The organism is Rummeliibacillus sp. SL167, assembly GCF_007896505.1.
GTDB lineage: Bacteria > Bacillota > Bacilli > Bacillales_A > Planococcaceae > Rummeliibacillus > Rummeliibacillus suwonensis.
The window spans coordinates 179,698-204,663 of record NZ_VCBM01000002.1 but is presented as its reverse complement, the minus strand read 5'-3'; the positions used below and the strand labels follow the sequence as shown (position 1 = coordinate 204,663).

Sequence of the window (24,966 nt, the reverse complement as noted above, 5' to 3'; positions counted from 1 at the left end):
CTGTGATTGTTATGTTTTATATCGTAGTGCTGCTGAATCAAGATAAACATCTTGCAATAACCATTCGTTGAATTTCATTGGTGCCCTCGTATATTTCTGTGATTTTCGCATCTCGAAAATAACGTTCTACTGGGTATTCTTTGGTGTAGCCGTAGCCCCCAAATATTTGAATTGCCTCTGTCGTCACTTCAACAGCTGTTTTGGAAGCAAAAAGCTTTGCCATTGACGCTTCTTTTCGACAAGATTCCCCCATTGCTCGCAAGTTTGCTGCTCTATATATAAGTAATTTAGCTGCTTCGATGGATGTTGCCATATCAGCTATCTTAAAGGAGATTCCCTGGTTTTCAGCAATTGGTTTTCCAAATTGTTTTCGTTCTATCGCATATTTTGTTGCTTCTCCTAAAGCCGCTTCTGCGATTCCTAATGCTTGTGCAGCTATGCCAATGCGTCCAACATCCAAATTCGCCATAGCTATTTTAAAGCCTTCCCCTTCTGCACCAAGTAGATTTTCCGCAGGAACTTTCATCTGATCGAATGTGAGCTGGACTGTCCTCGAACCATGTAGCCCCATTTTTCTTTCATCCTTACCAATGATTAACCCCTTTGTATCCTTTTCGACGATAAATGCTGAAATGCCACTTGTACCTTTTGATGGATCTGTAGAGGCGAAAATAAGATAGATATCTGCCTCTCCACCATTAGTGATAAAAACTTTTGAACCATTCAGTTCATAATGTTTTCCTGTTTTTTTCGCTGTCGTTTTTAAGGAACCTGCATCTGATCCTGATGAGGGTTCTGTTAGACAAAATGCTCCTAAATATTCTCCAGAAGCCAGTTTGGGAACGAAACGTTGTTTTTGTTCTTCATTGCCAAAATAGAGGATTGGATTTGTTACAACCGATGTATGCACAGACAAAATCACCCCAATGACTGCACTCACTTTTGATAATTCGTTAATGACCATAATATAAGACGTAAAATCCATTTCGGAACCGCCATATTTTGCTGGTGCCGTAATCCCCATAAGTCCTAGCTCTCCCATCTTAGCTAGAATATCACGTGGAAAATCCCCATTTTCCATATTGTTGACTTGTGGGGCAACGACATCCTTTGCAAAATCTCGAACCATATCGCGCATCATCAATTGCTCTTCTGTGAACTGTAAATCCATGAGGAATCTCTCCTTTATCATGCATTTATATCCTTACAAGCGTATTGATTATTATCCAATTTTTCCTATAAAATATAGTGTATTCGTTGATTTCCACTACGACTTGCACGCTTTGTTGTAGGTGAGCGCTGAGCCACCTTAGGACAACAGGACGGTGGTCATGGAATCGTTGCCACAGGACATGGCGTTCCTAGACTTCGTTCCTTAATTGTTCATATGGGTCTCAACTGTTCGCTTTTCCCACGGATTTATTCGCTCTTTTCGTAGGAGTATTTGCTCTCTCGGAAGGTCTTTTGTTCTTTCCGAGACTTTATTCGCTCTTTCCGTGGAACATTGGATTGTCTTCAGCTTTCCTAATTAACACGCCTGATATCCTTATTAACAAAAGAAGTGCTCAGCATTTATTTTAATCATAATGGTAAAACCCTCTGCCAGTTTTCTTTCCTAACCATCCAGCTTTAACGTATTTTCGCAATAGTGGGCAAGGACGATATTTGCTATCACCAAAGCCTTCATATAATGTTTCCATGATGTAAAGGCATGTATCCAAACCGATAAAATCTGCTAAAGTTAACGGTCCCATCGGATGATTCATCCCTAATTTCATCACTTGGTCAATGGCTTCTTTGCTTGCCACACCTTCATAAAGTGTGTAGATAGCTTCATTGATCATTGGCATTAACACTCGATTGGCAACGAATCCAGGAAAATCATTTACCTCCACTGGTACTTTTTCGAGTTTTTTCGTTAGCTCTTCGATATCGTTATACACTTCATCGGAAGTAGCTAAGCCTCGAATGATTTCAACCAATTTCATCACTGGCACAGGATTCATAAAATGCATACCGATTACTTGCTCAGGTCTTTTGGTTACTGCTGCGATTTCTGTTATTGGCAGTGATGACGTATTAGAAGCGAGAATAGTATGTTGTGGAGTGATATCATCTAGTTGTTTAAAAATAGATTGCTTGACTGTCATATTTTCTACAGCTGCTTCTATTACTAAATCCACGTCTGCTGCGTCCTCAATCGATAATGATTTTGTCAGTCTTTGCAAAATGATATCTTTTTCATCTTCCGTTATTCGTCCTTTCACGACATTCCTTGAAAGATTTTGGGCGATGGTTTGAACTCCCTTAACATAAGATGCTTCACTAATATCGTTTAGTTTGACGTCTAATCCTGCCTGTGCGCAGACTTGAGCAATCCCCGAACCCATTTGCCCTGCGCCGATTACCATTACTTTTTGAATTGTCATTTTTCTACTCCCCCTTGTGTTGGAACTTCAATCATGATAGCATCCCCTTGACCACCCCCTGAACAAATAGCTGCAATACCGATTCCACCGCCACGACGTTGTAGTTCATAAGCTAATGACAAAATGATTCTTGCTCCCGATGCCCCAATTGGATGCCCCAGTGCTACAGCCCCACCATTGACATTTACTTTATCTAGGTTGAGCCCTGCAATTTGACTGCTTGCAAGCGCTACAACTGCGAAAGCCTCATTGATCTCAAATAGATCAATATCCGCTATCGTCTTACCAGTCTTTTCTAAGATTTTGTTGATCACAAGCCCTGGCGTTTGTGGAAAATCATTTGGCTCTACTCCTACTTCTGCATGACCAATGATATATGCAAGTGGTGATAACTGATGTTCTTTTGCATATTGCTCACTTGTGACAACTACTGCACAAGCTCCATCGTTGACGCCCGGTGCATTACCAGCTGTGATCGTACCATCTGGACTAAATGCCGCTCTCAATTTACCCAATACTTCGATTGACGTATCCTTTCGTGGAGCTTCATCTGTATCAACGACAACGGCATCCCCCTTTCTTTGAGGGATTGTCACTGATACGATTTCTTTCGCAAATCTCTCTCCCTCTATTGCAGCTATTGCTTTTTGATGACTACGCAATGCCCATGCATCTTGTTTTTCTCTTGAGATTTCAAATTTCTCTGCTGTTTCATCACCATATGTGCCCATGTGTACATGTTTCGGATGAAATGCACATGAAAGACCGTCATAAACCATCCCATCGACCAGCGTTGCATCCCCCATTCGCAAGCCGAATCGACCTTTTGGTAATAAGTACGGTGCATTAGACATGGATTCCATTCCACCAGCTACTATTACTTGTTCCTCACCCAATCGAATGAGTTGGTCTGCAAGTGTTACACTACGTAATCCTGATGCACAAACTTTGTTAATCGTTTCTGTTTTTACAGAGTATGGTATTCCAGCCTTTGTAGCGGCTTGACGAGAAGGGATCTGGCCTTGCCCTGCCTGTAAAACCGTTCCCATAATGACTTCATCTACTTGCTCAACCCCTATATTGGAACGCCTTAATGCTTCTTTTATGGCTACACCACCCAAATCACTGGCCGATAAAGAACTCAGTTTACCGCCTAACTTTCCAAAAGCTGTCCGTGCTCCATTAATAATTACCGCTTTTTGCAAATTAAACACCCCTTTAATTTGTCATTGAATACGCTTACATGGATCATAAAAAGAAAATGAGTGCTCGAATTTCCATATTGACTGAACGCTCACTCAATAAAATCTTGGAAAAAAAGAGAAGGTTTTATTCTCTCTTCTCCATTTATCCTTCATTAATGGACAGTAACCCACTTCCAAACGCAAATAAAAAGTAGGAAGATCAGCAAGAGGAACAACTGCCCGTAAAAAGCTTGATTGGTCCAACTCCCCCTCGCTATGTGAAGCCTTGCTTTATAAATATTGTATAAAAGTTTTAAATGTTATGCAATGCCATATTTTTTTCTGCTTATTGTATTGTTTCTTCTATATCTGTTTTTGTGACTTGAGCCTTCCCGCAAACAGATTTCTCTAACAATTCTGCGATATCATATGTGCTTATTTGATCTTCTACTTCTTTTGCTTTCGTACCATCTGACAGCATTGTTAAGCAATAAGGACATCCTGAAGAAATAATCGTAGGATTCACTGCCAACGCTTGTTCTGTACGAGCTACATTGATACGGTTCCCAACATGTTCTTCCATCCACATCAGCCCACCACCTGCTCCGCAACACATGGCATTTTCATGATTGCGTTCCATTTCAACCAGTTTAACTCCTGGAATCGCTTTAAGAATCTCACGTGGTGCATCATATACATTATTGTAACGACCCAAGTAACAAGAATCGTGGAATGTAATGGTTTCGTTGATTTCATATTGTGGTTTTAAACGCCCTTGTTGAACTAGATCATATAACAGTTCTGTATGGTGGTATACTTCTCCGCTCCATCCAAAATCGCTGTATTCATTTTTGAAAATATTATAAGCATGTGGGTCAATCGTTACGATTTTGCTAATACCCGCTTTTTCAAATTCTTTTATATTAGCTTCAGCAAGTTCTTGGAATAAAAACTCATTTCCTAAACGGCGTGGCGTATCCCCAGAATTCTTTTCTTTATTGCCCAAAATAGCGAATTTTACCCCAGCCTCATTCATCAAATGAGCAAACGCTAAAGCAATTTTCTGTGAACGATTATCAAAAGATCCCATAGACCCTACCCAGAATAGATATTCGAATTCTTCACCTGCTTTTGAAGCCTCTTTCAGCGTAGGGATATGCAAGTCTGGACGTGCATCTCTCCAGTTTTCCTTTTCTTTACGATTGATTCCCCAAGGGTTTCCCTGCCGTTCAATATTTGTCATTGCGCGTCCAGCATCTGATTGTACTTTGCCCTCTGTCATTGTTAAATAACGACGCAAGTCAATGATTTTCTCAACATGTTCATTCATAACTGGACATTGATCTTCACAGTTACGACAAGTAGTACATGCCCAAATCTCTTCTTCTGTGATAACATCGCCGATCAATGAAGGGCTGTATATGTCTTCAACAGTCGCCCCCTCTGCCCCAGCTGCAATAGCAAGTTGGTTCCCTTGCGTATTCTTGAAAAACATTTTCGGTACCCATGGTTGTTGATGGGTTTGTACTGCACCAGTAAAAGTCAGATGATCACGAAGTTTTGTCATTAAATCCATTGGCGATAGCATTTTTCCTGTGCCACTGGCAGGACACATATTCGTACAACGCCCACACTCAACACAGGCATAGAGGTCAATCAATTGAAGCTGTGTGAAGTCTTCTATTTTTCCAACACCAAAAGATGGTACTTCCTCTGATTCTTCATCTTCATTTTCCAATGCTCCAAAATCGATTGGCGTTAATTTACCAGCTGGCGTCAAACGATTAAAGTAAACGTTTACAGGACCAGCGATTAAATGGGCATGTTTAGATTGTGGTACATAAACTAAGAATGTCATAAGAATTATTAAATGAATCCACCACATGATGAAAAATATAGTAATCGCAGCAACAGGTGGTAGAAATCCAAACACCGTGCCGATTAGAGAAGCGACCGGCTCTGACCAAGAAGCCTCTTCCCCATGCCAAATCATTCCCATTCCATTACCAACAAGTACAGAAACCATTAAACCTCCGATAAAAATTAAAACAAGTCCCGACTTTAACCCCCGTTTTAGTCGAACAAGCTTTTCGATATAACGACGATAAAATGCCCAAACAACAGCGACTAAAATAACAAGCGTCACTATTTCTTGAAAAAAGGTGAAATATGGATACAGTGGCCCAAACGGTAAATGTGAACCTGGCTTTAGACCTTTCCAGATAAAATCGATAGCCCCGAACTGAACCAATATAAATCCGTAAAAAAACATGACATGAATGGCACCGCTCTTTTTATCTTTTAATAATTTCTTTTGTCCAAAAACATATACACCGATTTTTCGTAACCGTGCTTTAACATCGTTATCAAATTCAACTTTTTTCCCCATTTTAATAAATTGATAGCGTGTCTTTACTAAATACGTGAATAGTCCTAATCCATAAGCAACTACAGCTAAAAATAATAGCCAATTAATGATTAATAATGCAGACATTTCATTTCCCCCCTCTTAGTTGCTCCTTCCACCTTTGCTTTTACTATTTTGGTTTAATAGTAGTTTCTAGAAAATACCTTGTTTTAATCATTGTAAAATATGAATGAGCATTCAGTCAATCTTATTTTTTATAAAATTCTATAATAATTTCTCTAAAAATATTAATATTTCTACTTTAGCAATGAATTTTAATAGTTGTATGAATTATCAGGCATGTTGATTATCCAATTTTATCCATAAAGTATTTATTCGCTCTTTGAGACAATTTATTTGCTCTCTCATGGATTTTATTCGCTCTTTCAAAAGATTTATTCGCTCTCTCAAAGACTTTTTTATTCGCTCTTTCCGCAGGGCATTGGATTGTTTTTTTATCGAATATGTGCTGCACAAAAGGAACAAGCAAGCCGCAGCGAAGATCTATATAAATGGTCCGAAAAATACAGGTTTTCTCAAAATCACGCCACAGACGACCTAATTTTTGTCAAATCAACACGCGTGATGAATTATATAATTAAATCCATTTCCTCATGCAAAATCCAGATAAAAATACGCACAAGTTTTCACGTTTATACTTTTAATATCAGGCGTGTTGATTATCCAATTTAATCCATGAAAATAGGGGGATTTGTTGATGGCAGCGAAAGCTTGCTCGCTTTCCATGGGCAAGCACTGAGCCATTTTCACAGCCTGGCACTTTATAATCATTTCCTGCTCCACGGCTGGATTTAAAAAGAGCTGCCATTATCGCTTAGAAAAAATCACAATAATGGCAGCTCGAGATTGTTACCTTTAGCTATCATATTGACTTTTGAATTTAAAAATCTCATCAACAGCTTGACGATAGCCTCCCAATTCTTTTAGAGATTCCCTAATTGTTGCAACAGCTTTGTGGAATGATGGATTGTTTAACACTTGGTCTGCAACCTCATGTAATTGATCTGCAGTCAAGCCTTGCATTTGCAATTGGATACCTGCTCCATTTTTGGCGACCTGTTCGGCAATTACCGGTTGATCTGCGCTTTGTGGAATGACAACTAGCGGAACCCCGTTATAAAGGCCTTCAAAGGTGCTGTTCATTCCACCATGTGTGATGAATAATTTAGTATATTTCAACACCTCGGTTTGTGGAACATAATTTTGAACCACAAAGTTTTTAGGGATTTCTCCTAGATCTGCTATTTTTGTTTGTGCACCAACTGATAGGACAACCGTGTGTTTCGTATCCTCAAATGCTTTAAAGCAAAGTTTATAGAAGTCTATTGCCTGATTACGAACGGTACCCAGTGAAATGTAAATGAGGCTTTTTCCCTTGATTGCTGAAAGGTCGAAGTTTTCTTGAGTTGCACGCGAAGAGATAGATGGCCCTACAAACTTGTATGTTTGATCAAATTCTTCACTAAATGGCTGAAACATTTTAGGGATATATACAATAGTCAGTGAAGCAGGGTTACAAAATACTTCATATGGAGAATGGATTTCTACGCCATATTTTTCCTTCACCCGTTCCGTCAATTTTTGAAATTCACCATATTTAGCTTGAACAACTTCTGCAGGATTTTGTTTAGAAAATTGCTCCAACAATTTATCAAATGATGCTTTTGTTTGCGCAAAAGTAGTGCAGGAGCTGATAGCTGGAAGCTTCAGTTTTTGCGCGAGCAAATATCCACAACCAAACATAGAATCGTGGATGATATAGTCAAAGTGTTCGCCTTCGATTTGCTCCAAAACACTAGGTATCATAATATCTGCAGTAAGTAAAAGGCCATTGACTCTTTCGAGAATAGAATTCCTCCCACCTGAGATAAAGGCTTTGATAAATTTTTGGACATCGAATGTTCGCACTGTAGCCCCCGTCTTCTCAATGCGCTCGCGAAAATCTTCGTATGTAAAATAGACGACTTCTTCTCCACGTAAAATAAGCTCTTGTACAACACCAAGCGTTGGGTTAATATGCCCTTCTGATCCACCATTAATAAATAAAACACGTGCCATTATAACGACTCCTTAGGAAAAATGTTTTCTAGATTTTGTATGAGTATAGATCTCTGCTACATATCCTTACCTGACTCAATTAATTGAATTAAATTCATCATAATACAATACTTGAAAATCTCAAATTTAAATCTTTTTTGAGCTAGCTCGCATCATTGGCACAATAGTTCAATATAAAATCCATTTTTGCTTTTTAAACCATGATCTTTAAAGAAAAAAACCCAATCAATTTAAACTTCACACAGTGATGGTTTTCTTTATCCCCCCACTGTATGCTAGTTAAATCAATTGGAATTTTATAAGCAGTTGCTTCACCCAATTGGATGGAGCAGATTTTTGTAGAACAAGACTTCTAATCCTTTGCTTTATCTTTTCTGCCACCATTTCTAAACACTTTAGCACCTCGAATATATTCAACATCTGCCACATTCAAGCGGACATTTACTACACGTGCTGCTGCGAATAGGTAATCTGATAGACGATTTAAATAACGTTGAACAACTGTAGGGACGTCCCCTTCTTTTGCATTTTTCAATAATGTTACCGTTTGACGCTCTGCACGTCTGGCGATTGTTCTTGCAATATGCAGTGTTGCAGCTGCTGATGATCCACCAGGTAAGATAAACTTTTCAAGTAAAGGAGGTTCATCCATTAAAATATCGATTCTTTTTTCTAATAATTCTATAGGTTCGTCTGTCATTTTATAATGGCGTTCTTTCATCACATTTGCCAAATCGCCGCCACAATCGAACAGTTCGTTTTGAATGTTTTCTAAATCCTGCAATAAATCTTGGAATTTATCTGGATCTAACTCTGTTACTGCTTTACCGATGAAAGAATTGAGTTCGTCAATTGTACCATATGCTTCTACTCTTAAATCATCTTTATCTACTCTTCCACCTATAATACTTGTTTTTCCCTTGTCTCCTGTACGTGTATACAAATTCATCCGTCATCCTTCTTTCTTTTTGATATTTTTTAGCAGGGTTTTTCAAAAATTACGCTAAACATGTATTCCTCATTTTTGTAAAATCAACACGTGTGTTATTCTATAGCAGTAATGCTTTTTTGTGTAAAAATTTTTCATACATGAATCAATTTCATAATGCAAAATTCAGACGAAAAACACGAACATTTCAAATCAACATGAACATTAATATTCATAATTTTTTGTTCCGCTACAGGCGGCGCTTTCCACGGGCTTGGCTTCAATCTCCTCGTCACTACGTTCCTGCGGGGCTTTCAGCTCAAGCTTTTCCCGTAGGAGTCGCCGTCTTCCGCTCCACAACTATCAAAATTAGTTATTCTTAAATGTTCGTATTTTTTAAGAAGAAAATGATTTATGAAATTGATTCACATAGACTGGAAATAATCGCTTATGAACTTACTTCAGTGGTTCAGCTAATCCATACCAAATTCTTGTGACATGCTTGCTTGTTGCAAATAGTTGTTGATACAATCTTCCAAGAGTGTCTCTTAATCGGCGTTCTTGTGGATCAACAGGTACAATACCTCTCCCCATTTCTGTTGCAATCACAATTATTTGATGTGTTTTATCTAATGATTGTAGCTTTTCTGCTATTTTACTAGCAAGTGATATTTCATCTTGTTCAAGTAATGGTTGGATAACCTTTTCCAGTCCAGAGATAACAACGACTTGGCTAGTCGGTTTTTGAGGCAACTGTCCAATATACCATTCTACATCGTTCAGCTGCTGCTCTTTTAGCCACCGCCTTACATATTCATGTTTGCCGTTATAGGCACCACCGATAAAGACGTGCATCGTTTTCCCTCCTTAAAATCTTCCTTCGTGGTCCATTGAAGCTTGAACAATTCATCATGTGACACATGCCAATCCCAAAATTCACTAGGCTCTGGCGCCAATTGAACCAGCAATGTACGGATGGTACCACCGTGTAAAAGGAGTGGATATAGATCAAAATCCTTTGGTAATCTTCTAAAAGCGGCCATACAACGCTTGGTAACCTCTACCAAGGTCTCACCTGCTGGTGGAGCCAAATGAGTGGGATCATCAATCCACTTCCGATATTGAGGAATTTCTTTTAGATCATCATACGTTTTCCCCTCGAATTCCCCAAAATTACTTTCTCTAAAACCAGCATCGCTATAATAGGCTGCACTTGGAAAATAGAGCTTAGCCGTTTGTCTACAGCGCTTTAGATCGCTTCCAAAAGCAACTTTTCCATAGCGACTAATAACTGGCAAATCCTGATTTGGTAAAATTTCTTCATCCGTCCATCCTAAATAACGATGTTCAACATTGCTTTTTGTCCTTGCATGGCGAATCAGGTAAACAGTAACAGCGTAATCCATAAGACAGCCTCCATCCCCTCTATAAATGCACCAAGTAAATCACCTGAGCTACCGCGGAAATTTCGGATCGTCCACCATTTATAAAAGAATGCAGCGGCTATGACAATGATAAGAAGAGCCACCATCAACTGCCATTGACCGCTTATCCAAACAATCAATACCGTACCGACTATTGTTGAAATAATGGTATTGATCAGCCATGATTTCGTCTGTAAATGTTGTTTAAAAAAATAGGCTAATCCCTTTTCCTTTGAACACTTCGTCTGAATAAAATAAATAGACATTCCTAATCGTGATAGAAATGGCACAATTATAAGCCAAATCACATTGAAATCTTGATGACCAACTAATTCTGAAATAAAAAATATTTTTGTTAATATCAGAAAAACTAATGACATTGCACCAAAAGCTCCAATACGGGGATCATCTAATATTTCAATTCGTTTTTCTACATTACGATACGAAAAATAAGCATCCCCCATATCAACAAAACCATCTACATGTAATCCGCCCGTCCAAATGATATAGCCAAATACAAGAAGAAATCCCGTCAACATTGGACTAATATCGGTATATGTTTGAAGCATATAAAATATAGCTGCTATTATTGCACCCATGATCGCACCAAGCCATGGCAAAAAAGAAAACATGGCGGTAATGGTTTTCTTGGTTAATGGCAACTCTTTATGAATGGGCAATACAGTAAAAAATTGAAATGCTAATAATATTCCATTGACCATGTTTTTCATTCCAATACACCTCCCTTATTTCCATTCGTGTACATAGCTATATTCCATTTCAATGGCTTGTGTTGCCTGCTGTACAAACCATTGATGAAGATGCCCTAGATGTTGTTGATAGAGCTTTACCTCTACGCTGTTCGATACAGGCTCGTCCAATACTTCGTTAGAAACGATCACAAGCGGAATTTGCATCGCATGTAACTGTAAAATGGTGGCTTTCATTTCAGCCATTCTTTTTTCAAGTTTCAAGGGCCTTTGCCAGTTGCATATCCCTGTTTCAAATCCTTCATAAAACTCATTCGTCAGCCATGTTGTGACACAATCCCATAGCACTGCATCCCCCTGCTGAATGGTTGAAAGAAGTTGATGTAAATCAGTCGGTTGTTCTAACGTAACCCAATTTTGTGGGTGCTTTTGACGGTCAAGCTGGTGCCTTGTGATGCGTTTTTTCATTTCATCATCAAAGGCTACACCCGTAGCTACATAAATGAGCCGTTTCGCATGGTACGATTCAGCTAACAATTGTAGCTGCTGTTCTGCATAGGCACTTTTTCCACTCCGAACACCACCAGTTATAAAGATCAGTTCTGCTTCAGCCATGAACCCATCTCCTTTTGTAATGCCTGCATTGCTTTTTCATCCTTCATCCCTACACGGAACCATTCGCCATTCATGCCTCTAAAATTCTCTGTATGTCGAAGAACGATTCCTTTTTCCAGCATGGCATGAAAGAAAAGCTTAGATTGTTTTGGTTGAGGTAGTTGAAAGCTAACGTAATTTGTCATGCTCTTAGTTGTTTGACAGCCATGGCGTTGTAGAAAGGACGTCAATTCTTTTCTACTTTCCTGCGCATAACGAATCGCTTCGTCCCGATATTTACTTTCCTTTAGACAAGCTGCACCTATAGCTGCGGCTAGACCATTGATATGCCAATGAGAAGTTTTTTGTTGCAGCCTTTCAATGATAGTAGGTGATGCAACCATATAGCCTAGCCGAACTCCTGCAATCGCATACATTTTCGTCATAGAACGGACTATCATAATATGCGGGTTATCTTTTATATAAGGAATCATGGAGGCATCCTCGCCTATCCAATCAATAAACGCTTCGTCTAAAACAATAGAGCAATTCACTTTCTTTCCTTCCTCCATTAGGGAAAGTAGATCCTCTTTTGACGGCAGCACTCCTGTTGGATTATTGGGTGTGCAAAGATATAAAACATCCGCTTGCTGCATAGCCCTGATGATAGATTCAATGGGGAGCTTCCAAGTCGCTATATCTTCCACTTCTAGGTGAATGATTTCAACATCATTTACTGCCAAAGTCGCTTCATATTCAGAAAATGTGGGATCAATCACAATCGCCCTTTTTTGATGGAATAATAGAGCCAATAATGAAAAGATTTCTGCCGCTCCATTTCCTAATAAAATCTGTGCCTCGCTCACTCCATGAAAATCGGCTACAGCTGAGAGAAACGGCTGCCCCTGTGGATCTGGATAGCGTGAAATAAGATGAAACAGCTCCCCCCAATTTTCTTGTATAAACATGGGCGGTCCCGCAGGATTCACATTTTCACTAAAGTCTATAATTTGCAATGGCTTTTGAATAGATAGCTGTTCGTATAAACGATGCGGATTAGCACCATGATTGGGTAATGACAATATAAATCCCTCCTATCAAAGCTCCAGCCAGCCAGAACCATATGGTGACTACATGCATTTGTTGGATCGCTAGTTTAATATGTCGTGGCGCAAGTTCTATTTCTGGCACTCCCATCCTTGCTCGTTCAGAAATAATTCCCTTATAGCTATTTGTACCACCTAATTGAATAGCAAGCTGATAAGCTGTGGCCGCCTCCAAAAATCCACTATTCGGACTTGGATGTTTTTTGGCATCCTTTAACCACCCTTTATAGCGGTAAGAAAAGGTATGCATGGACTCTTTTTTAGTGCCGATGAGCATAAGAAAGCCGGTTACTCTACTCGGTATGTAATTAAAAAAATCATCCGTATGCGCTGCGACAAACCCGAAATCACCATATTTTTCATTTTTGTAGGCTACCATCGAATCAAGTGTATTCACTGCCTTGTACATCCAGGCTCCTGTTGCCCCAAATAAAAATGCCCAAAATAATGGTGCTGTGATGCCATCACTTGTATTTTCTGAGACGGTCTCAACAACGCCCCTAGTCACTTCTGGTACAGATAACTGGTCTGTATCACGTCCAACAATCCAAGAAAGCTTGACTTGTGCTTCTTTTATATCCCCTTTAATCAGTGGTGTATAGACATCCATTGCTGCTTGCTGAAGACTCTTTTGCGCTAAAGCAATCGCAATCAGAACGCCCTCTACCAATATTCCAAATACTGTTCCTATCTGATATGCGGCAATCACGATCAGATAAGCGACAATTGTCGTCACGCCAACCACTAAAAGGACCAGAAAAAGCCCTTTCGTCTTTCTGAATTGTCCTTTATTGAGCCCGATGGTTAACCATTGAATAAAATGACCGATCCACCTCACTGGATGGGGCATCTTAGGTGGATCACCGATTAATCGATCAAGGATCACACCGATTGTACAAGCGATTAAGTGTGCTAATACGAACATTTTATAGCATCCCCTTCGCTCGTTTATAATCTTGTAATGCAATACGTGTCGTTTCATATACACCGTGACCAATTAGTTTTCCGATACCCGTAATTGTTCCCGCATACTCAAAGAAGGGGCCTATTTGTGTAGCTGCAATTAGTACACTATCTGTTGACGTTCCAGTTGCAATCGTATTTGAAACTTTATCTTGAATTTCCTCCATTGCTAATGCTTTTACTTTCGCTTCCGTTGCCGTTATCATCGCTTGCATAAAAGACTCATCCGTTAATGTACCATTGATGAAGACCCACGTATTGATCGTTCCAATATGTGGCTTTTCAGAACGTTCATAGACTTTGGAAACATCGACCGCGTTTCCCACACCTGCTGTGACAGCAACAACAATACTGCCGATCAAAGACGAAAAATCTCTAATGACAACGTGTTCTGATGCCACTGCTGTCATCATAGCTACTGTATTAGATGGTGAAAAGCCATGCTTTTCAAGATATCTTCTTAACTCTTCATGGGCATCCTCACACATATACTCTTTATCCACTGAACGATTGATAAATGATTGGAACCAACCAAATCCCGCATTGTGAACAGCAGAGGAAACTGTTTTCAACGGAAAAGATGTTTGTAATTCAACAAATTCATCACGAATCTTTATTTGCTGGGCAGTGATGACAGAAGAAGCTTGTCTCTCTTCCTGTAATTCTGGTATTAACGTAATCTGTGGTTTCGGCAATACGGGATGCGGATAGCTGGATACTCTTGTATGGTAAACATCCATCACATGTTTCTCTTTTAAAACTTCATGTGGCTCACCTATTGAGCTAATTTGTCCATTTTCAAGTAAAAGCAATCGATCACAATAAAGAGAAGCTAGATTCATATCATGAAAAATAGAAATGACTGTCAATCCATTATGCACGACTTCATATCGAATCATATCCATTAGTTTTCGTTGATGTTCGATATCTAAATGATTGGTTGGCTCATCTAACAGCAATAGATCCGAGCGCTGTGCCAATGCTTGCGCCACAAAGGTACGCTGTTGTTCACCACCGGAAAGAAATTCTAACGGTTGATCTTTGTATATGGTGACTCCCGTTTGCTCCATCGCTGTGACGACAGCTTCCTCATCCTCTTTTGTCCATGTTTGAAGCCAGCTATTTTGATATGGATAACGTCCAATTGATACCGTCTCACGAACAGAATGTGAGAAAGAATAGGCATGCAATTGGGGTAATACAGCCATTTTGCGTGCTAATTCTTTTGTGTCATAATTTTCTCGATTCTTCCCATCTATCAAAACTGTGCCGCTTGTTGCTTCTATGATTCCACTAATCAGTTTAATAAGTGTTGACTTTCCACTCCCATTCGGTCCTAGAATACCAACAAATTGTCCCTTTTCCACTGTAAATGAAATATTTTTTATAATCTCTTTTTTAGGGTCATAACCACCACTAAGTTGTTCAACAATAAGCATTCCTATGCCCCCTTCGTTCTACGCTGACGGAAGAAAATATAAGCAAAAACTGGTGCCCCAATAAAGGATGTAATAATACCAATCGGTAATTCCGTTGGTGCAATAATCGTTCTCGCCAGCAAATCACAAAGAATCAATAATGATGCCCCATTGATAAAAGATAAGGGCAATAGATGGCGATGATCAGCTCCAAACATTAATCTCGTCATATGTGGAACGACCAAGCCAACAAAGCCGATCGTTCCCGATACCGCCACTGCGGAACCAGTCAAAATAGAACCTCCAAGCAAAAGAAGACGTTTGCTTCTTTTTACATTGACCCCTAAATATTTGGCCCGTTCCTCTCCAAATAACATAGCATTAAGTTCACGACGATTGACCCATAGCATCAATGAACCAATTATGATGAAGGGGAAAATCATCTTGACATAAGGCCAACCGCGCATAGATACACTCCCCATCAGCCAGCTAATAATTTGACGAAGTTCTTCTCCTGTTAAAGCAATCATCAGGGAGATAATAGAACTTAAAAATGAGCTGACGATAATGCCGGTTAAAATCAGTGTTTCCATCTTCATCATGCGATCGACCAATTTTGCAAAGCCCAAAACAATAAACAATGATACTAGAGCACCTATCATACTGAATATTGGCAATGTATAAATGCCTAAAATAGGTGTCGTAATACCGAAAAAAAGCGTCACCACAGCCCCCACTGAGGCGCCAGATGACACTCCTAACGTATACGGATCAGCAAGCGGGTTTTTTAACAATCCTTGAAAAGCAGCGCCTGCAATCGCTAATGCCGCCCCAACAAGTCCTGCTAGTATGACACGTGGCATACGAATTTTCCATAATATATTTGTTGCCGTTTCATCAGCTCCAGTATTCCATAACGTACTGATTGGTACCTCTACTGAGCCTATGGAAATACCGAGCCATACACTTATACATAAAATGATAAGCGCTACGATATATCCCATTACCATTTTTCTCATTTAAATGCCTCTGGATAAACAGCCTTTGCTATTTCCTCTAGCCCATCGGCAAGACGAGGACCTGTACGAGCTGTCAAATCTTGATCCACTTTTACTACGGCATCATTTTTAACAGCTGTAATACTATCAAAGCCTTGGCGTTTTTTCACTTTCTCTACGATATTTGGAACATAGTCCTCCATTACAATAATGGTATCAGGATTACGTTTAACGATTTCTTCTGTATCAATTTTAAACCAACCTGATTGATCGTCTACCACATTTTTAATCTTCGCTAAGTCAAAGATTTCTTGCATAAATGTATCTTTACCTGCCGTAAAAATATCCGGTTCATCTGCCGTTTCCACAAAGGCAGTACGTTGTTTTACATTCGCTACTTTAGCTTGAACATCTTTTACTTTTTCCTTCATACTTGTAATAATTTGATCTGCTTTTTGTTCTTTGTTTGTAATTTGGCCAAGCTGTTTGATCGTGCTATAGGTTTCTTCAAAACTTGTCGCACTTTTTACAACAAAGACAGGAATACCTGCATCTTTTAACTGTTGTAATCCAGCCTCTACTGATTTTGCATTAGATTCATGTGCAAATACTGCATCAGGTTTTAGGCTCAATACTTTTTCAACATTGAATTCCATACCGCCTATTTTTGTCTTTTTAGTAGCGGCTTTGGGATAATCATCGTTATCATTTACCCCTACAATTTCATGTTCTAAACCTAATGCGAATAAGATTTCTGTATTACTTGGAACTAATGAAACAATTCTTTTGGGTGTTTCTTTGAATTCTATATGATTACCAAGTGCATCTTTCACCGTCATTGGGTATGTAGATGTTTTGTCATTGGTTTGAGAAGTGGTATTTGTTTTATCAGTAGACGATTGCTGAGTATCTCCTTGGCTACACCCAACAAGTAAAACAAATGCCATCATCAACACGCTTACTAGTTGCCATATTTTTTTCATGAAAAGTACCTCCTTCAGCATAATAAAAAACCTCTCAATTCATTCGAGAGGCATCATGATTCCAGTGTAGTGCATACACTGTCACCCATCCTATCCTCGTAGTCATTGTTGGCGTGATCCTATACGGCAGGTATCCTGGCTTGTGTTCAACGCTCATCGTGCCTTCCCAAAAATTTTTCAGTGGCTATTTACGAATCACTCACACTTACAGTGGCGGGACCGCATCGGACTTTCACCGACTTCCCTTTTCACTCAACATTTTAGCAGTGTCAAGAACCGTACATTGATTTTCTATTGAATTGCTTATCATTATACCGAATATTTTGCTTTTGTAAAAGACAGGCGATGAGATATTGAGAATTTTTTAGTATATATTTTTGATACTTATAGCTATTTTTTACTAGTAATGATATTTGTACTGTTAATATAAAATTTCACGCATGTTGATTTTACAAAAATCAGGTGCCCCTATTTGGCATAATTACTGAAAAGCCCTGTGTTTTTAGAACCATTTATATAGATCTTCGCTGCGGCTTGCTCGACTCCTCGAAAATGTATACGTATTTTCTTCGTGCGGTGCCAGTTTAGTGAAGCCCATTCAATATCACGCGGGAAAAACGGACAGTTGAGACCCCACAGCGAAGCGATTAAGGAAAGGAAGCTAAAAGCGTCACGTCCTTTGGCAACACCTGAGTGACCAACATCTTGTTAGCCCGAAGTAATCGGACTTTTGCGAGCAGTTGATCCCCATCTATCTTTCTCGTTTTTCTCTAAATCTTGAGACATAGGTGGCTTACTGTCCTTTGAAGCGGGATAAAATTTAGTCAACAGAAAAAAGCCAACGAAACAGCGATTTCGTTGACTATTTTCTATTAATAATGGTTGAGCAGAAAAATTGCTTAACTAGTATGCATTTTAACCCCGCAAACAAAAACAGAAGGATATTTTGTTCTGATGTAACCAATGCACTAAAAATTACATTTTTTCCGGTGCTGATACACCAATCAATTTTAGAGCATTTGCTAATGTGATGCGCACTGCTGTAATTAGGGCTAGTCGTGCTTCAGAACGTTCTTTGTTGTCGTCATCTAAAACTTTCTCTGCATTATAAAAACTGTGGAATGTTGCTGCTAGTTCTTGGATGTAGTTTGCAATACGATGCGGTGCGCGTACACGTGCTGCATCTGCTACAATTTGTGGAAAGTCCCCTACTTTTTTCAATACTTCAATATCTTTTTCTGATGACAATGTATCAAGATGATCAATTGAAACCGCAAAACCTTTTTCTGATGCTTGACGTAAGATCGAACAAATTCGCGCATGAGCATATTGAGCATAGTACACTGGATTTTCGTTTGATTGCTTCACAGCTAAATCTAAATCGAAATCTAAATGCGTATCGCCTGCACGCATTGCGAAATTGTAGCGTACAGCATCTAAGCCAACTTCCTCAACTAGTTCACGAAGAGTAACTGCATTCCCCGTTCGTTTTGACATTTTGACTTTTTCACCATTGCGTAGAAGATTAACCATTTGGATTACTTCCACTTCTAATACATCACGATCATAGCCAAGTGCTTCGATCGCAGCCTTCATACGTGGGATATAACCATGATGATCGGCACCCCAAATATTGATCAGCTTGTCAAAACCACGACGTAATTTGTCTTCATGATAGGCGATATCTGGTGTTAGATAAGTATAGGAACCGTCTGATTTGATCAATACGCGGTCTTTGTCATCACCAAACGTAGTAGAACGGAACCAAGTAGCACCATCTTGTTCAAATACATGACCGTTGTCTTTTAATTTTTGAAGTGCTGTTTGAACTTTTCCTTCTTTGTATAAGGATGTTTCAGAGAACCAGACATCAAAATCGACACGGAAGTCTTTTAAATCTTTTTGGAGTTTGCCAAATTCGTGTTTTAAACCGTGTTCACGGAAAAATTCAAAACGCTCTTCTTCAGGTTTTTCTAATATATCTTTACCATATTCTGCAGATAATTCTTTCGCAATAACAATGATATCTTTCCCATGGTAGCCATCTTCAGGCATGTCCGATTCTAAACCTAGTGCTTCCCGGTAGCGTGCTTCTAATGATTTGGCCAATTTTGTAATTTGATTACCAGCATCATTAATATAGTATTCACGTGATACATCATACCCTGCAAAATCTAACACATTACATAAAGAGTCCCCAACAGAAGCACCACGAGCATGCCCTAGATGTAAATCTCCAGTTGGGTTTGCGGATACAAATTCGACTTGAATTTTTTCGTTATGCCCCGCATCGGTACGACCATAATTAACATCTTGATCGAGAACAGTCGCCACAACTTCGGCCAAGTAGTCCTTTCGTAAAGTAATATTCATAAAGCCTGGCCCTGCAATATCGATTTTTTCAATATTTGTGCCCTCGGTTTCAAGGTTTTCCAAGATGGCTTCTGCAATAGCACGTGGTGGTTTTTTTGCTAATTTTGTTAATTGCATAGCGATATTCGTTGCATAGTCACCGTTCGCTTTGTTTCTTGGTGCTTCTAGATGAATGTTCAATGCATTTGCATCTTCTACAAGATTTGCTTTTTGAATCGCTACAACAAGCGCTTCTTTAATGGTTTGTTGTACTTGTTCTACTGCGTTCATTAATTTCCCTCCGTATAGTTCAGTTCTAGACAATAATCTCCGACAGATTGTTCGCCTACTAATAATTCATATTGCACATAAAATCGACCGTTTTGAATAGATTCAGACGATTCAAATTTCATCTCTTTTGTCAATGTTACAATGGGTATTTGACCATAATTACTATTATAATGACCTTTTCTTGCTTGTCCAAGTACAAATGGCATTCGCATTTTAATGTCACCATTTCGAATGATAACCGCATCTTTTTGACCAAATCGTAAAGTTGTATTTCTATGTTGATCTTCTTGTACTTCTTCGTATCGTAAATAGATTTGATCGTTTTTTTGCATAATTGTGCCCTCAGACCAGAGTTCAAATTTCTCCGGTGCTGTATCTTGTTGTGTAATCGTTGTTATAATTTTTATTTTTACGGGTGCTGTCAGTACATCTGACATTTTATGACGCCTCCGTTTTCTTTTTGATGTAACCTTTTTATTATAGGATAGGAATCTACTTGTTTTCAAGATGCAACATTCAAATGATGGTTTATTATTTTCTTTTAACAATAGATCAGTATGATAAAGCAGACTAAAATACATAGATTTATCAATTACGCCTCAGTATAACTGCATCTGGACTTTTTTCGAGCTTGTTCAAAAAGCTCCGCTTCAAAATCCGTGACAGCTTCTTATAGACAATTCACTAAATTCCACTACGGCTTGCTAGCTTTTTTCGCGGGACATTGAATGAGCTTCATTGAGTGGGCACCGCACAAAGGACATGCGCATGCATTTTCGAGGACTCTAGCAAGCCTCCGCTGCAATTTATAAAACGGCATGAAAAATATGGAGTCTTTCACACTTCCCAGCTTTTATCAATGCACAACTCACCTGTTCTTATTCGAATCAATTTCATAACTCCAAATTCATACAAAAAACACGAATATAATCCCTTCAAACATTAAATTTGTGAAATTGTTTTATTCGACAAAATTAGTGTTTTTCCTTCGTTTAGTTTATCTAAAGACATCACATACTAGATTCAACGATGAAGAAAGGAAGCGATTGGGATGAATAGAGCTGAATATCAACGGCAGCGAAAAAAAAAGCTACGACTACGGAAAATCGTTATTTGGGTTATCGTGTGTGGCTCAGCACTTGCATCTGCTCTGCTGTCACTCCGAATATATGCTCAAATTACAGGAGCTCCTTCTTTAACCGTCCCTAAAGCAACGGTTTTCTTAGACGCAGACGGAAAGCAAATAGGAGATAAATTCTCCCAGCAACGACGGTACTGGGTCGATCTTGATGAAATCTCTCCCTTTGTAACAAAAGCACTTATTGCAACGGAAGATCAAAATTTTTATAGCCACCATGGTTTTGACTATACACGTATTGCCGGAGCTCTCTTGAAAGATATAAAAGCGATGAAAAAAGTTGAAGGAGCAAGTACGATTACTCAACAGTATGCTCGAAATTTATATCTTACTTATGATAAGACATGGGTCAGAAAAATAAATGAAGCGCTATATGCCTATCGTTTAGAAACTTTTTATGATAAAGATCAAATATTAGAGGGTTATTTGAATACAGTGTATTTTGGACATGGCATGTACGGTGTGGAGGCTGCGAGCAGATACTTTTTTGCAAAATCAGCCAAAGATTTAACACTTCCAGAAGCTGCGGCTTTAATAGCTATACCAAAAGGGCCAAGTATTTATTCGCCGCTGGCAAATGAAGAAAAGAACCACCAAAGACAACAGCTGATTCTATCATTAATGGAGCAACAAAATATGATCACAAAAGACGCTAAAGAGCGAGCTCAGCAAGAAAAGCTTGCGTTCAAATATGATGAATGGGACAGCGGAAAAATAAACGCTCCCTATTTTATCGATACTGTTTGGGCAGAAGCGCAAAAAATATTGGAGAAGAACGGTCGAAGTATCGAAGAAGGCGGTTGGACGATCCAAACAACTTTAAATCCTACACATCAAATAGCAGCTGAAGAAGCGATTAAAAAGAATTTGCCAAACTCAGGTCTACAGGTGGGATTTGTGAGTATGGATCCCAAAACAGGCTACATTACTGCATTAGTTGGAGGTAGTCAATATACGAAAAGTCCATTTAACCGTGTCACACAAGCAAAGAGACAACCGGGTTCAGCCATTAAACCATTGCTGTATGCCACTGCTTTAGAGGATAATTTTTCTCCTTTAACATTCATGGATGCCGAACAAACCATTTTCACTTATGATGGTGGGCGCTCTGAATACGAGCCGAAAAACGTTAATGGTAAATTTGCGAACCACCCACTTTCTTTGGCACAAGCACTTGCCATTTCAGATAACATTTATGCAGTGAAAACTTTTGAAGAAGTAGGCTATCGTAAATTTAGACAAATGCTAGATCGCTTTGGTTTAGGTGGATCTTTACAAAACACGCCATCTGTTGCTTTAGGCACCACCGAAGTTTCTTTAAAGGATATTACTTCCGCCTATAATACTATCGCAGCAGGCGGTGTAAAGAGAACACCGATCACCGTTCTCTCCATTAAAGATTCTAATGGTAAAGTACTTTACAAAATGAAAAAACATAGAGAATCTAAAAGAGTGTTGAAAAAAGATGATAATTTTATCCTGACGCAATTAATGACAGGTATGTTTGATCCCGTATTTAATGACTATGCACCAGCAACCGGTGTTAGCATTCGCAATAAGCAAACACGTCCATATGCTGCAAAATCAGGAACGACATTAACAGATCAAATGATGATTGGATTCACTCCTTCGCTAACAGCAGGCGTTTGGAATGGTTATGACCAAGGAAAACAAATGGCAGATACTGCTGATAGCCGTGCAACCAAGCAAATATGGATTGACTTCATGGAAAATGCCCATAAAGATTTGCCAAGTGAACCTTTTATAGCGCCAGATGGTGTAGAAGCGGCTATCATTGATGTAGAAACAGGTGGCATTGCAACCAAAAGCTGTAGCAGACAACGGGTTGTCTATCTAAAGAAAAAGGATATACCGAAGAAAAAATGTACAGATCCATCAATCGTAAAAGATTTAACAAGAGATACGAATGATTCATGGAGCCTTTTTCCTTTTTCATTCTTTGAATAATATGATTTAAAAGTAAAACGCTTTTCTTTGAGGAATATTGAATCCTTTTAGAAAAGCGTTTTTTCTTATTAACCATATGATGGATCAATTGATTGCACCCTTACTGCGAGTGAGTTGCGAACCATGATGGAGTATGTATTTTCCTTATCAACCAAAATGATCTTCTAACTAAAAAAGCTTCCATTCTATTGGAGTCCGTTATCCTTTAGAATGAAAGCTTTACTACTTACTGAATATGAGAATCATGTGGCATTAAGCTTGATCCTTACAAAATGCCACATGACACCCATCATCATCAATAAGTTTTTGTCCTAGCCTACCTTTGTAAGCTTTATTTCAGTTTACTTCCTTTCTATGACGGTTTCAACTATGTATTTGAAAACGCTTAGAAAATGTCATAGATTATTCAATAATTAGGTGGTTAAAATCCCAAATCTGTACGTAATTGAACATCACTACTTTTCCACATATCCTCATTAAAGTTCTTTAAAAACTCTCCTAGAACATGTTTGGAAGAGTCATCCATATGTTCAACAATTATATGGCGTTTCATCGATTTATCCATTTTGTTGACATGATCTGCTAATATTTTATAGCCACGTCTTTTTTCACGATTGACGACCATTTCGCATGCTGTTACACCAGCATAATATGCACCTTCTGGTTTTTGCTCAATGGTCACCCATACTAGCCAATAAGGTTTGCCACCTTCTGAATCAGTACGGTCTGTTGTAAATTTGATACCTCTTTCTACCGCACTCCGAGCATGCATAGCGCCAATATCCACCTCAGCCGTTTTTTCTTGTATATCGATAATAACCGGTGATACGTTCTCAAGTGATATGGATCCGATGCCAAATCCTTTATGACCATCAGTTGGATTATTTTTTAGAATCGTAAATTCCATTTTTTTAGGTTTTTCTTCATTTGCCATACGCTAAATCCCTCCGTTCTGTTATTATAACGAATATACACTATATTTTACACGAGGAGGGCTTACAATGCCTGTAGTTACGATTAAACTGATCGAAGGACGTACTGATGAACAAAAACACAATCTTGTTGAAAAGGTGACCGAAGCGATTTCTGAAACGGTCAATGCACCAAAAGAAAATGTCACTATTATTATTGAAGAAATGAAGAAAGAGCATTATGCAGTTGGTGGCGTGCGAAAGAGCGAACAATAAAGTAAAGCTTCCATCAGTGGGGGTTTTCTTCATCCCCACTGATGTAGAGGGACTCAGGTTAAAGTCGCCATGTCCTGTGGCAACACTTGAGGGACCAACATCTTGCCCGCCCAAACCAATCGGGCGCATGCGGCAGTTGATCCCCCACCTATCTTTCTCGTTTCTCTCTATACCTTGAGGTGGGGGTTCTACTGCCCGTTAACGCGGGGTAAATAACAGGCTTTCGAAAATAACCTTCAATAAAATGAAAATGGTATGCGAACTTATGAACTTTTTCGCATACCATTTTTAATGACTATTTAGTTCACTTTATATTGATTGAGCATATCGATCAGCTCAAAAGCATCTTCCATCTCTTGCTCGGTAAAATTCAATTTTCCTTTGACAACATGAATTTTTTCTATTTGCTCTGTCTTTGGCAATTCATCAAAATATAGGAGTGTTGAAACAAGTTCTAAAAATCTTGCACTCTTGTTGTTTAAAATATGGACAACCTCTTTTAAGTTTTGTGGTTCCTCACACAAAGCTTCGGAAAAATCCGCTCCTTTTTCGGTTGCTTCATAACAATATTGAACATATGAACCCTTGTCCTCCATTTGCTCTGTTAAAAAACCCATCGTGCATAATTCCTCTACACGTAATGTAAGTTCTTCTGAATAGGGACCGTAAATATGAAAATGATATTTTTCGTGGAATGGAAATTGCATTTTTTTAGCGATATAAACCATTTTTTGCAATTTTTTTCGGCCAGTAACTTGTCCCGCCAATGACACAAATTGTACGACTTTCGCATGTTCTTCTAGCACG

At 38.9% G+C, this 24,966-nt stretch carries 21 protein-coding genes and 1 riboswitch; of the genes, 2 read left to right on the top strand and 19 right to left on the bottom strand.

Annotated features, from left to right (window positions below; all coding sequences use genetic code 11):
* Positions 1 to 37: 37 nt before the first annotated feature.
* From FEZ13_RS12385 to FEZ13_RS12305, 17 genes are all read right to left on the bottom strand, one after another.
* A complete protein-coding gene (locus tag FEZ13_RS12385; protein ID WP_146552964.1) occupies positions 38 to 1,171 on the bottom strand; it encodes an acyl-CoA dehydrogenase in 1,134 nt (377 codons plus the stop codon).
* 406 nt (positions 1,172 to 1,577) lie between these two features.
* Positions 1,578 to 2,429, bottom strand: coding sequence for a 3-hydroxybutyryl-CoA dehydrogenase (locus tag FEZ13_RS12380; RefSeq protein WP_146552963.1), 852 nt, complete (start codon positions 2,427 to 2,429; stop codon positions 1,578 to 1,580).
* On the bottom strand, positions 2,426 to 3,634 hold the full coding sequence (locus FEZ13_RS12375) for an acetyl-CoA C-acetyltransferase (RefSeq protein WP_146552962.1): 1,209 nt from the start codon (positions 3,632 to 3,634) through the stop codon (positions 2,426 to 2,428). The genes FEZ13_RS12380 and FEZ13_RS12375 overlap by 4 nt, the downstream gene beginning before the upstream one ends.
* Positions 3,635 to 3,959: 325 nt before the next feature.
* The gene (locus FEZ13_RS12370; protein WP_146552961.1) at positions 3,960 to 6,107 is read right to left on the bottom strand and encodes a (Fe-S)-binding protein; all 2,148 of its coding nucleotides are present in this window, start codon (positions 6,105 to 6,107) and stop codon (positions 3,960 to 3,962) included.
* 789 nt (positions 6,108 to 6,896) lie between these two features.
* Positions 6,897 to 8,099, bottom strand: coding sequence for a macrolide family glycosyltransferase (locus FEZ13_RS12365; RefSeq protein WP_146552960.1), 1,203 nt, complete (start codon positions 8,097 to 8,099; stop codon positions 6,897 to 6,899).
* Positions 8,100 to 8,451: 352 nt separating this feature from the next.
* Positions 8,452 to 9,048 carry a cob(I)yrinic acid a,c-diamide adenosyltransferase gene (locus FEZ13_RS12360; protein WP_146552959.1) on the bottom strand — a complete coding sequence of 199 codons (597 nt, stop codon included), beginning with the start codon at positions 9,046 to 9,048 and terminating at the stop codon, positions 8,452 to 8,454.
* 435 nt (positions 9,049 to 9,483) lie between these two features.
* Positions 9,484 to 9,882, bottom strand: coding sequence for a bifunctional adenosylcobinamide kinase/adenosylcobinamide-phosphate guanylyltransferase (locus FEZ13_RS12355; protein ID WP_146552958.1), 399 nt, complete (start codon positions 9,880 to 9,882; stop codon positions 9,484 to 9,486).
* Positions 9,834 to 10,433: a histidine phosphatase family protein gene (locus tag FEZ13_RS12350; protein WP_146552957.1), complete on the bottom strand. Its 600-nt coding sequence runs from the start codon at positions 10,431 to 10,433 to the stop codon at positions 9,834 to 9,836. The genes FEZ13_RS12355 and FEZ13_RS12350 overlap by 49 nt, the downstream gene beginning before the upstream one ends.
* Positions 10,406 to 11,182 carry an adenosylcobinamide-GDP ribazoletransferase gene (gene cobS, locus FEZ13_RS12345; protein WP_146552956.1) on the bottom strand — a complete coding sequence of 259 codons (777 nt, stop codon included), beginning with the start codon at positions 11,180 to 11,182 and terminating at the stop codon, positions 10,406 to 10,408. The genes FEZ13_RS12350 and cobS overlap by 28 nt, the downstream gene beginning before the upstream one ends.
* Before the next feature lie 15 nt (positions 11,183 to 11,197).
* On the bottom strand, positions 11,198 to 11,776 hold the full coding sequence (locus tag FEZ13_RS12340) for a bifunctional adenosylcobinamide kinase/adenosylcobinamide-phosphate guanylyltransferase (protein WP_146552955.1): 579 nt from the start codon (positions 11,774 to 11,776) through the stop codon (positions 11,198 to 11,200).
* Positions 11,758 to 12,837: a threonine-phosphate decarboxylase CobD gene (gene cobD / locus FEZ13_RS12335; protein ID WP_146552954.1), complete on the bottom strand. Its 1,080-nt coding sequence runs from the start codon at positions 12,835 to 12,837 to the stop codon at positions 11,758 to 11,760. The genes FEZ13_RS12340 and cobD overlap by 19 nt, the downstream gene beginning before the upstream one ends.
* Positions 12,812 to 13,786 carry an adenosylcobinamide-phosphate synthase CbiB gene (gene cbiB, locus FEZ13_RS12330; protein WP_146552953.1) on the bottom strand — a complete coding sequence of 325 codons (975 nt, stop codon included), beginning with the start codon at positions 13,784 to 13,786 and terminating at the stop codon, positions 12,812 to 12,814. Before cbiB ends, cobD begins: the two co-directional genes overlap by 26 nt.
* A gap of 1 nt (position 13,787) precedes the next feature.
* Positions 13,788 to 15,263, bottom strand: a complete 1,476-nt coding sequence (locus FEZ13_RS12325) for an adenosylcobinamide amidohydrolase (protein ID WP_146552952.1) — start codon at positions 15,261 to 15,263, stop codon at positions 13,788 to 13,790.
* Positions 15,264 to 15,265: 2 nt separating this feature from the next.
* The gene (locus tag FEZ13_RS12320; protein ID WP_146552951.1) at positions 15,266 to 16,261 is read right to left on the bottom strand and encodes a FecCD family ABC transporter permease; all 996 of its coding nucleotides are present in this window, start codon (positions 16,259 to 16,261) and stop codon (positions 15,266 to 15,268) included.
* Positions 16,258 to 17,223 (bottom strand): ABC transporter substrate-binding protein, encoded by a 966-nt coding sequence (locus tag FEZ13_RS12315; protein WP_146552950.1) that lies wholly within the window; start codon positions 17,221 to 17,223, stop codon positions 16,258 to 16,260. Before FEZ13_RS12315 ends, FEZ13_RS12320 begins: the two co-directional genes overlap by 4 nt.
* A gap of 108 nt (positions 17,224 to 17,331) precedes the next feature.
* Positions 17,332 to 17,519: riboswitch (cobalamin riboswitch) on the bottom strand.
* A 679-nt stretch (positions 17,520 to 18,198) separates the two neighbouring features.
* Complete coding sequence (argS, locus tag FEZ13_RS12310) at positions 18,199 to 19,866, bottom strand: arginine--tRNA ligase (protein ID WP_146552949.1); 1,668 nt, start codon at positions 19,864 to 19,866, stop codon at positions 18,199 to 18,201.
* Positions 19,866 to 20,303: a YwiB family protein gene (locus tag FEZ13_RS12305; RefSeq protein WP_186725901.1), complete on the bottom strand. Its 438-nt coding sequence runs from the start codon at positions 20,301 to 20,303 to the stop codon at positions 19,866 to 19,868. The genes argS and FEZ13_RS12305 overlap by 1 nt, the downstream gene beginning before the upstream one ends.
* Before the next feature lie 614 nt (positions 20,304 to 20,917).
* Between FEZ13_RS12305 and FEZ13_RS12300 the strand changes: the two genes are divergently transcribed.
* Entirely contained in the window at positions 20,918 to 22,972 is a 2,055-nt protein-coding gene (locus FEZ13_RS12300) for a transglycosylase domain-containing protein (protein WP_146552947.1), read from the top strand.
* A 421-nt stretch (positions 22,973 to 23,393) separates the two neighbouring features.
* Here the strand turns inward: FEZ13_RS12300 and FEZ13_RS12295 are convergent, their stop codons facing one another.
* Positions 23,394 to 23,906: a YwhD family protein gene (locus tag FEZ13_RS12295; protein ID WP_146550206.1), complete on the bottom strand. Its 513-nt coding sequence runs from the start codon at positions 23,904 to 23,906 to the stop codon at positions 23,394 to 23,396.
* A 67-nt stretch (positions 23,907 to 23,973) separates the two neighbouring features.
* Here FEZ13_RS12295 and FEZ13_RS12290 point away from each other — a divergent pair, with 67 nt between their 5' ends.
* Complete coding sequence (locus tag FEZ13_RS12290; protein ID WP_146550207.1) at positions 23,974 to 24,159, top strand: 2-hydroxymuconate tautomerase; 186 nt, start codon at positions 23,974 to 23,976, stop codon at positions 24,157 to 24,159.
* Between the two features lie 299 nt (positions 24,160 to 24,458).
* Here FEZ13_RS12290 and FEZ13_RS12285 read toward each other — a convergent pair whose 3' ends face one another.
* On the bottom strand, positions 24,459 to 24,965 hold the full coding sequence (locus FEZ13_RS12285; protein ID WP_146552946.1) for a YwgA family protein: 507 nt from the start codon (positions 24,963 to 24,965) through the stop codon (positions 24,459 to 24,461).
* Position 24,966: the final 1 nt, after the last annotated feature.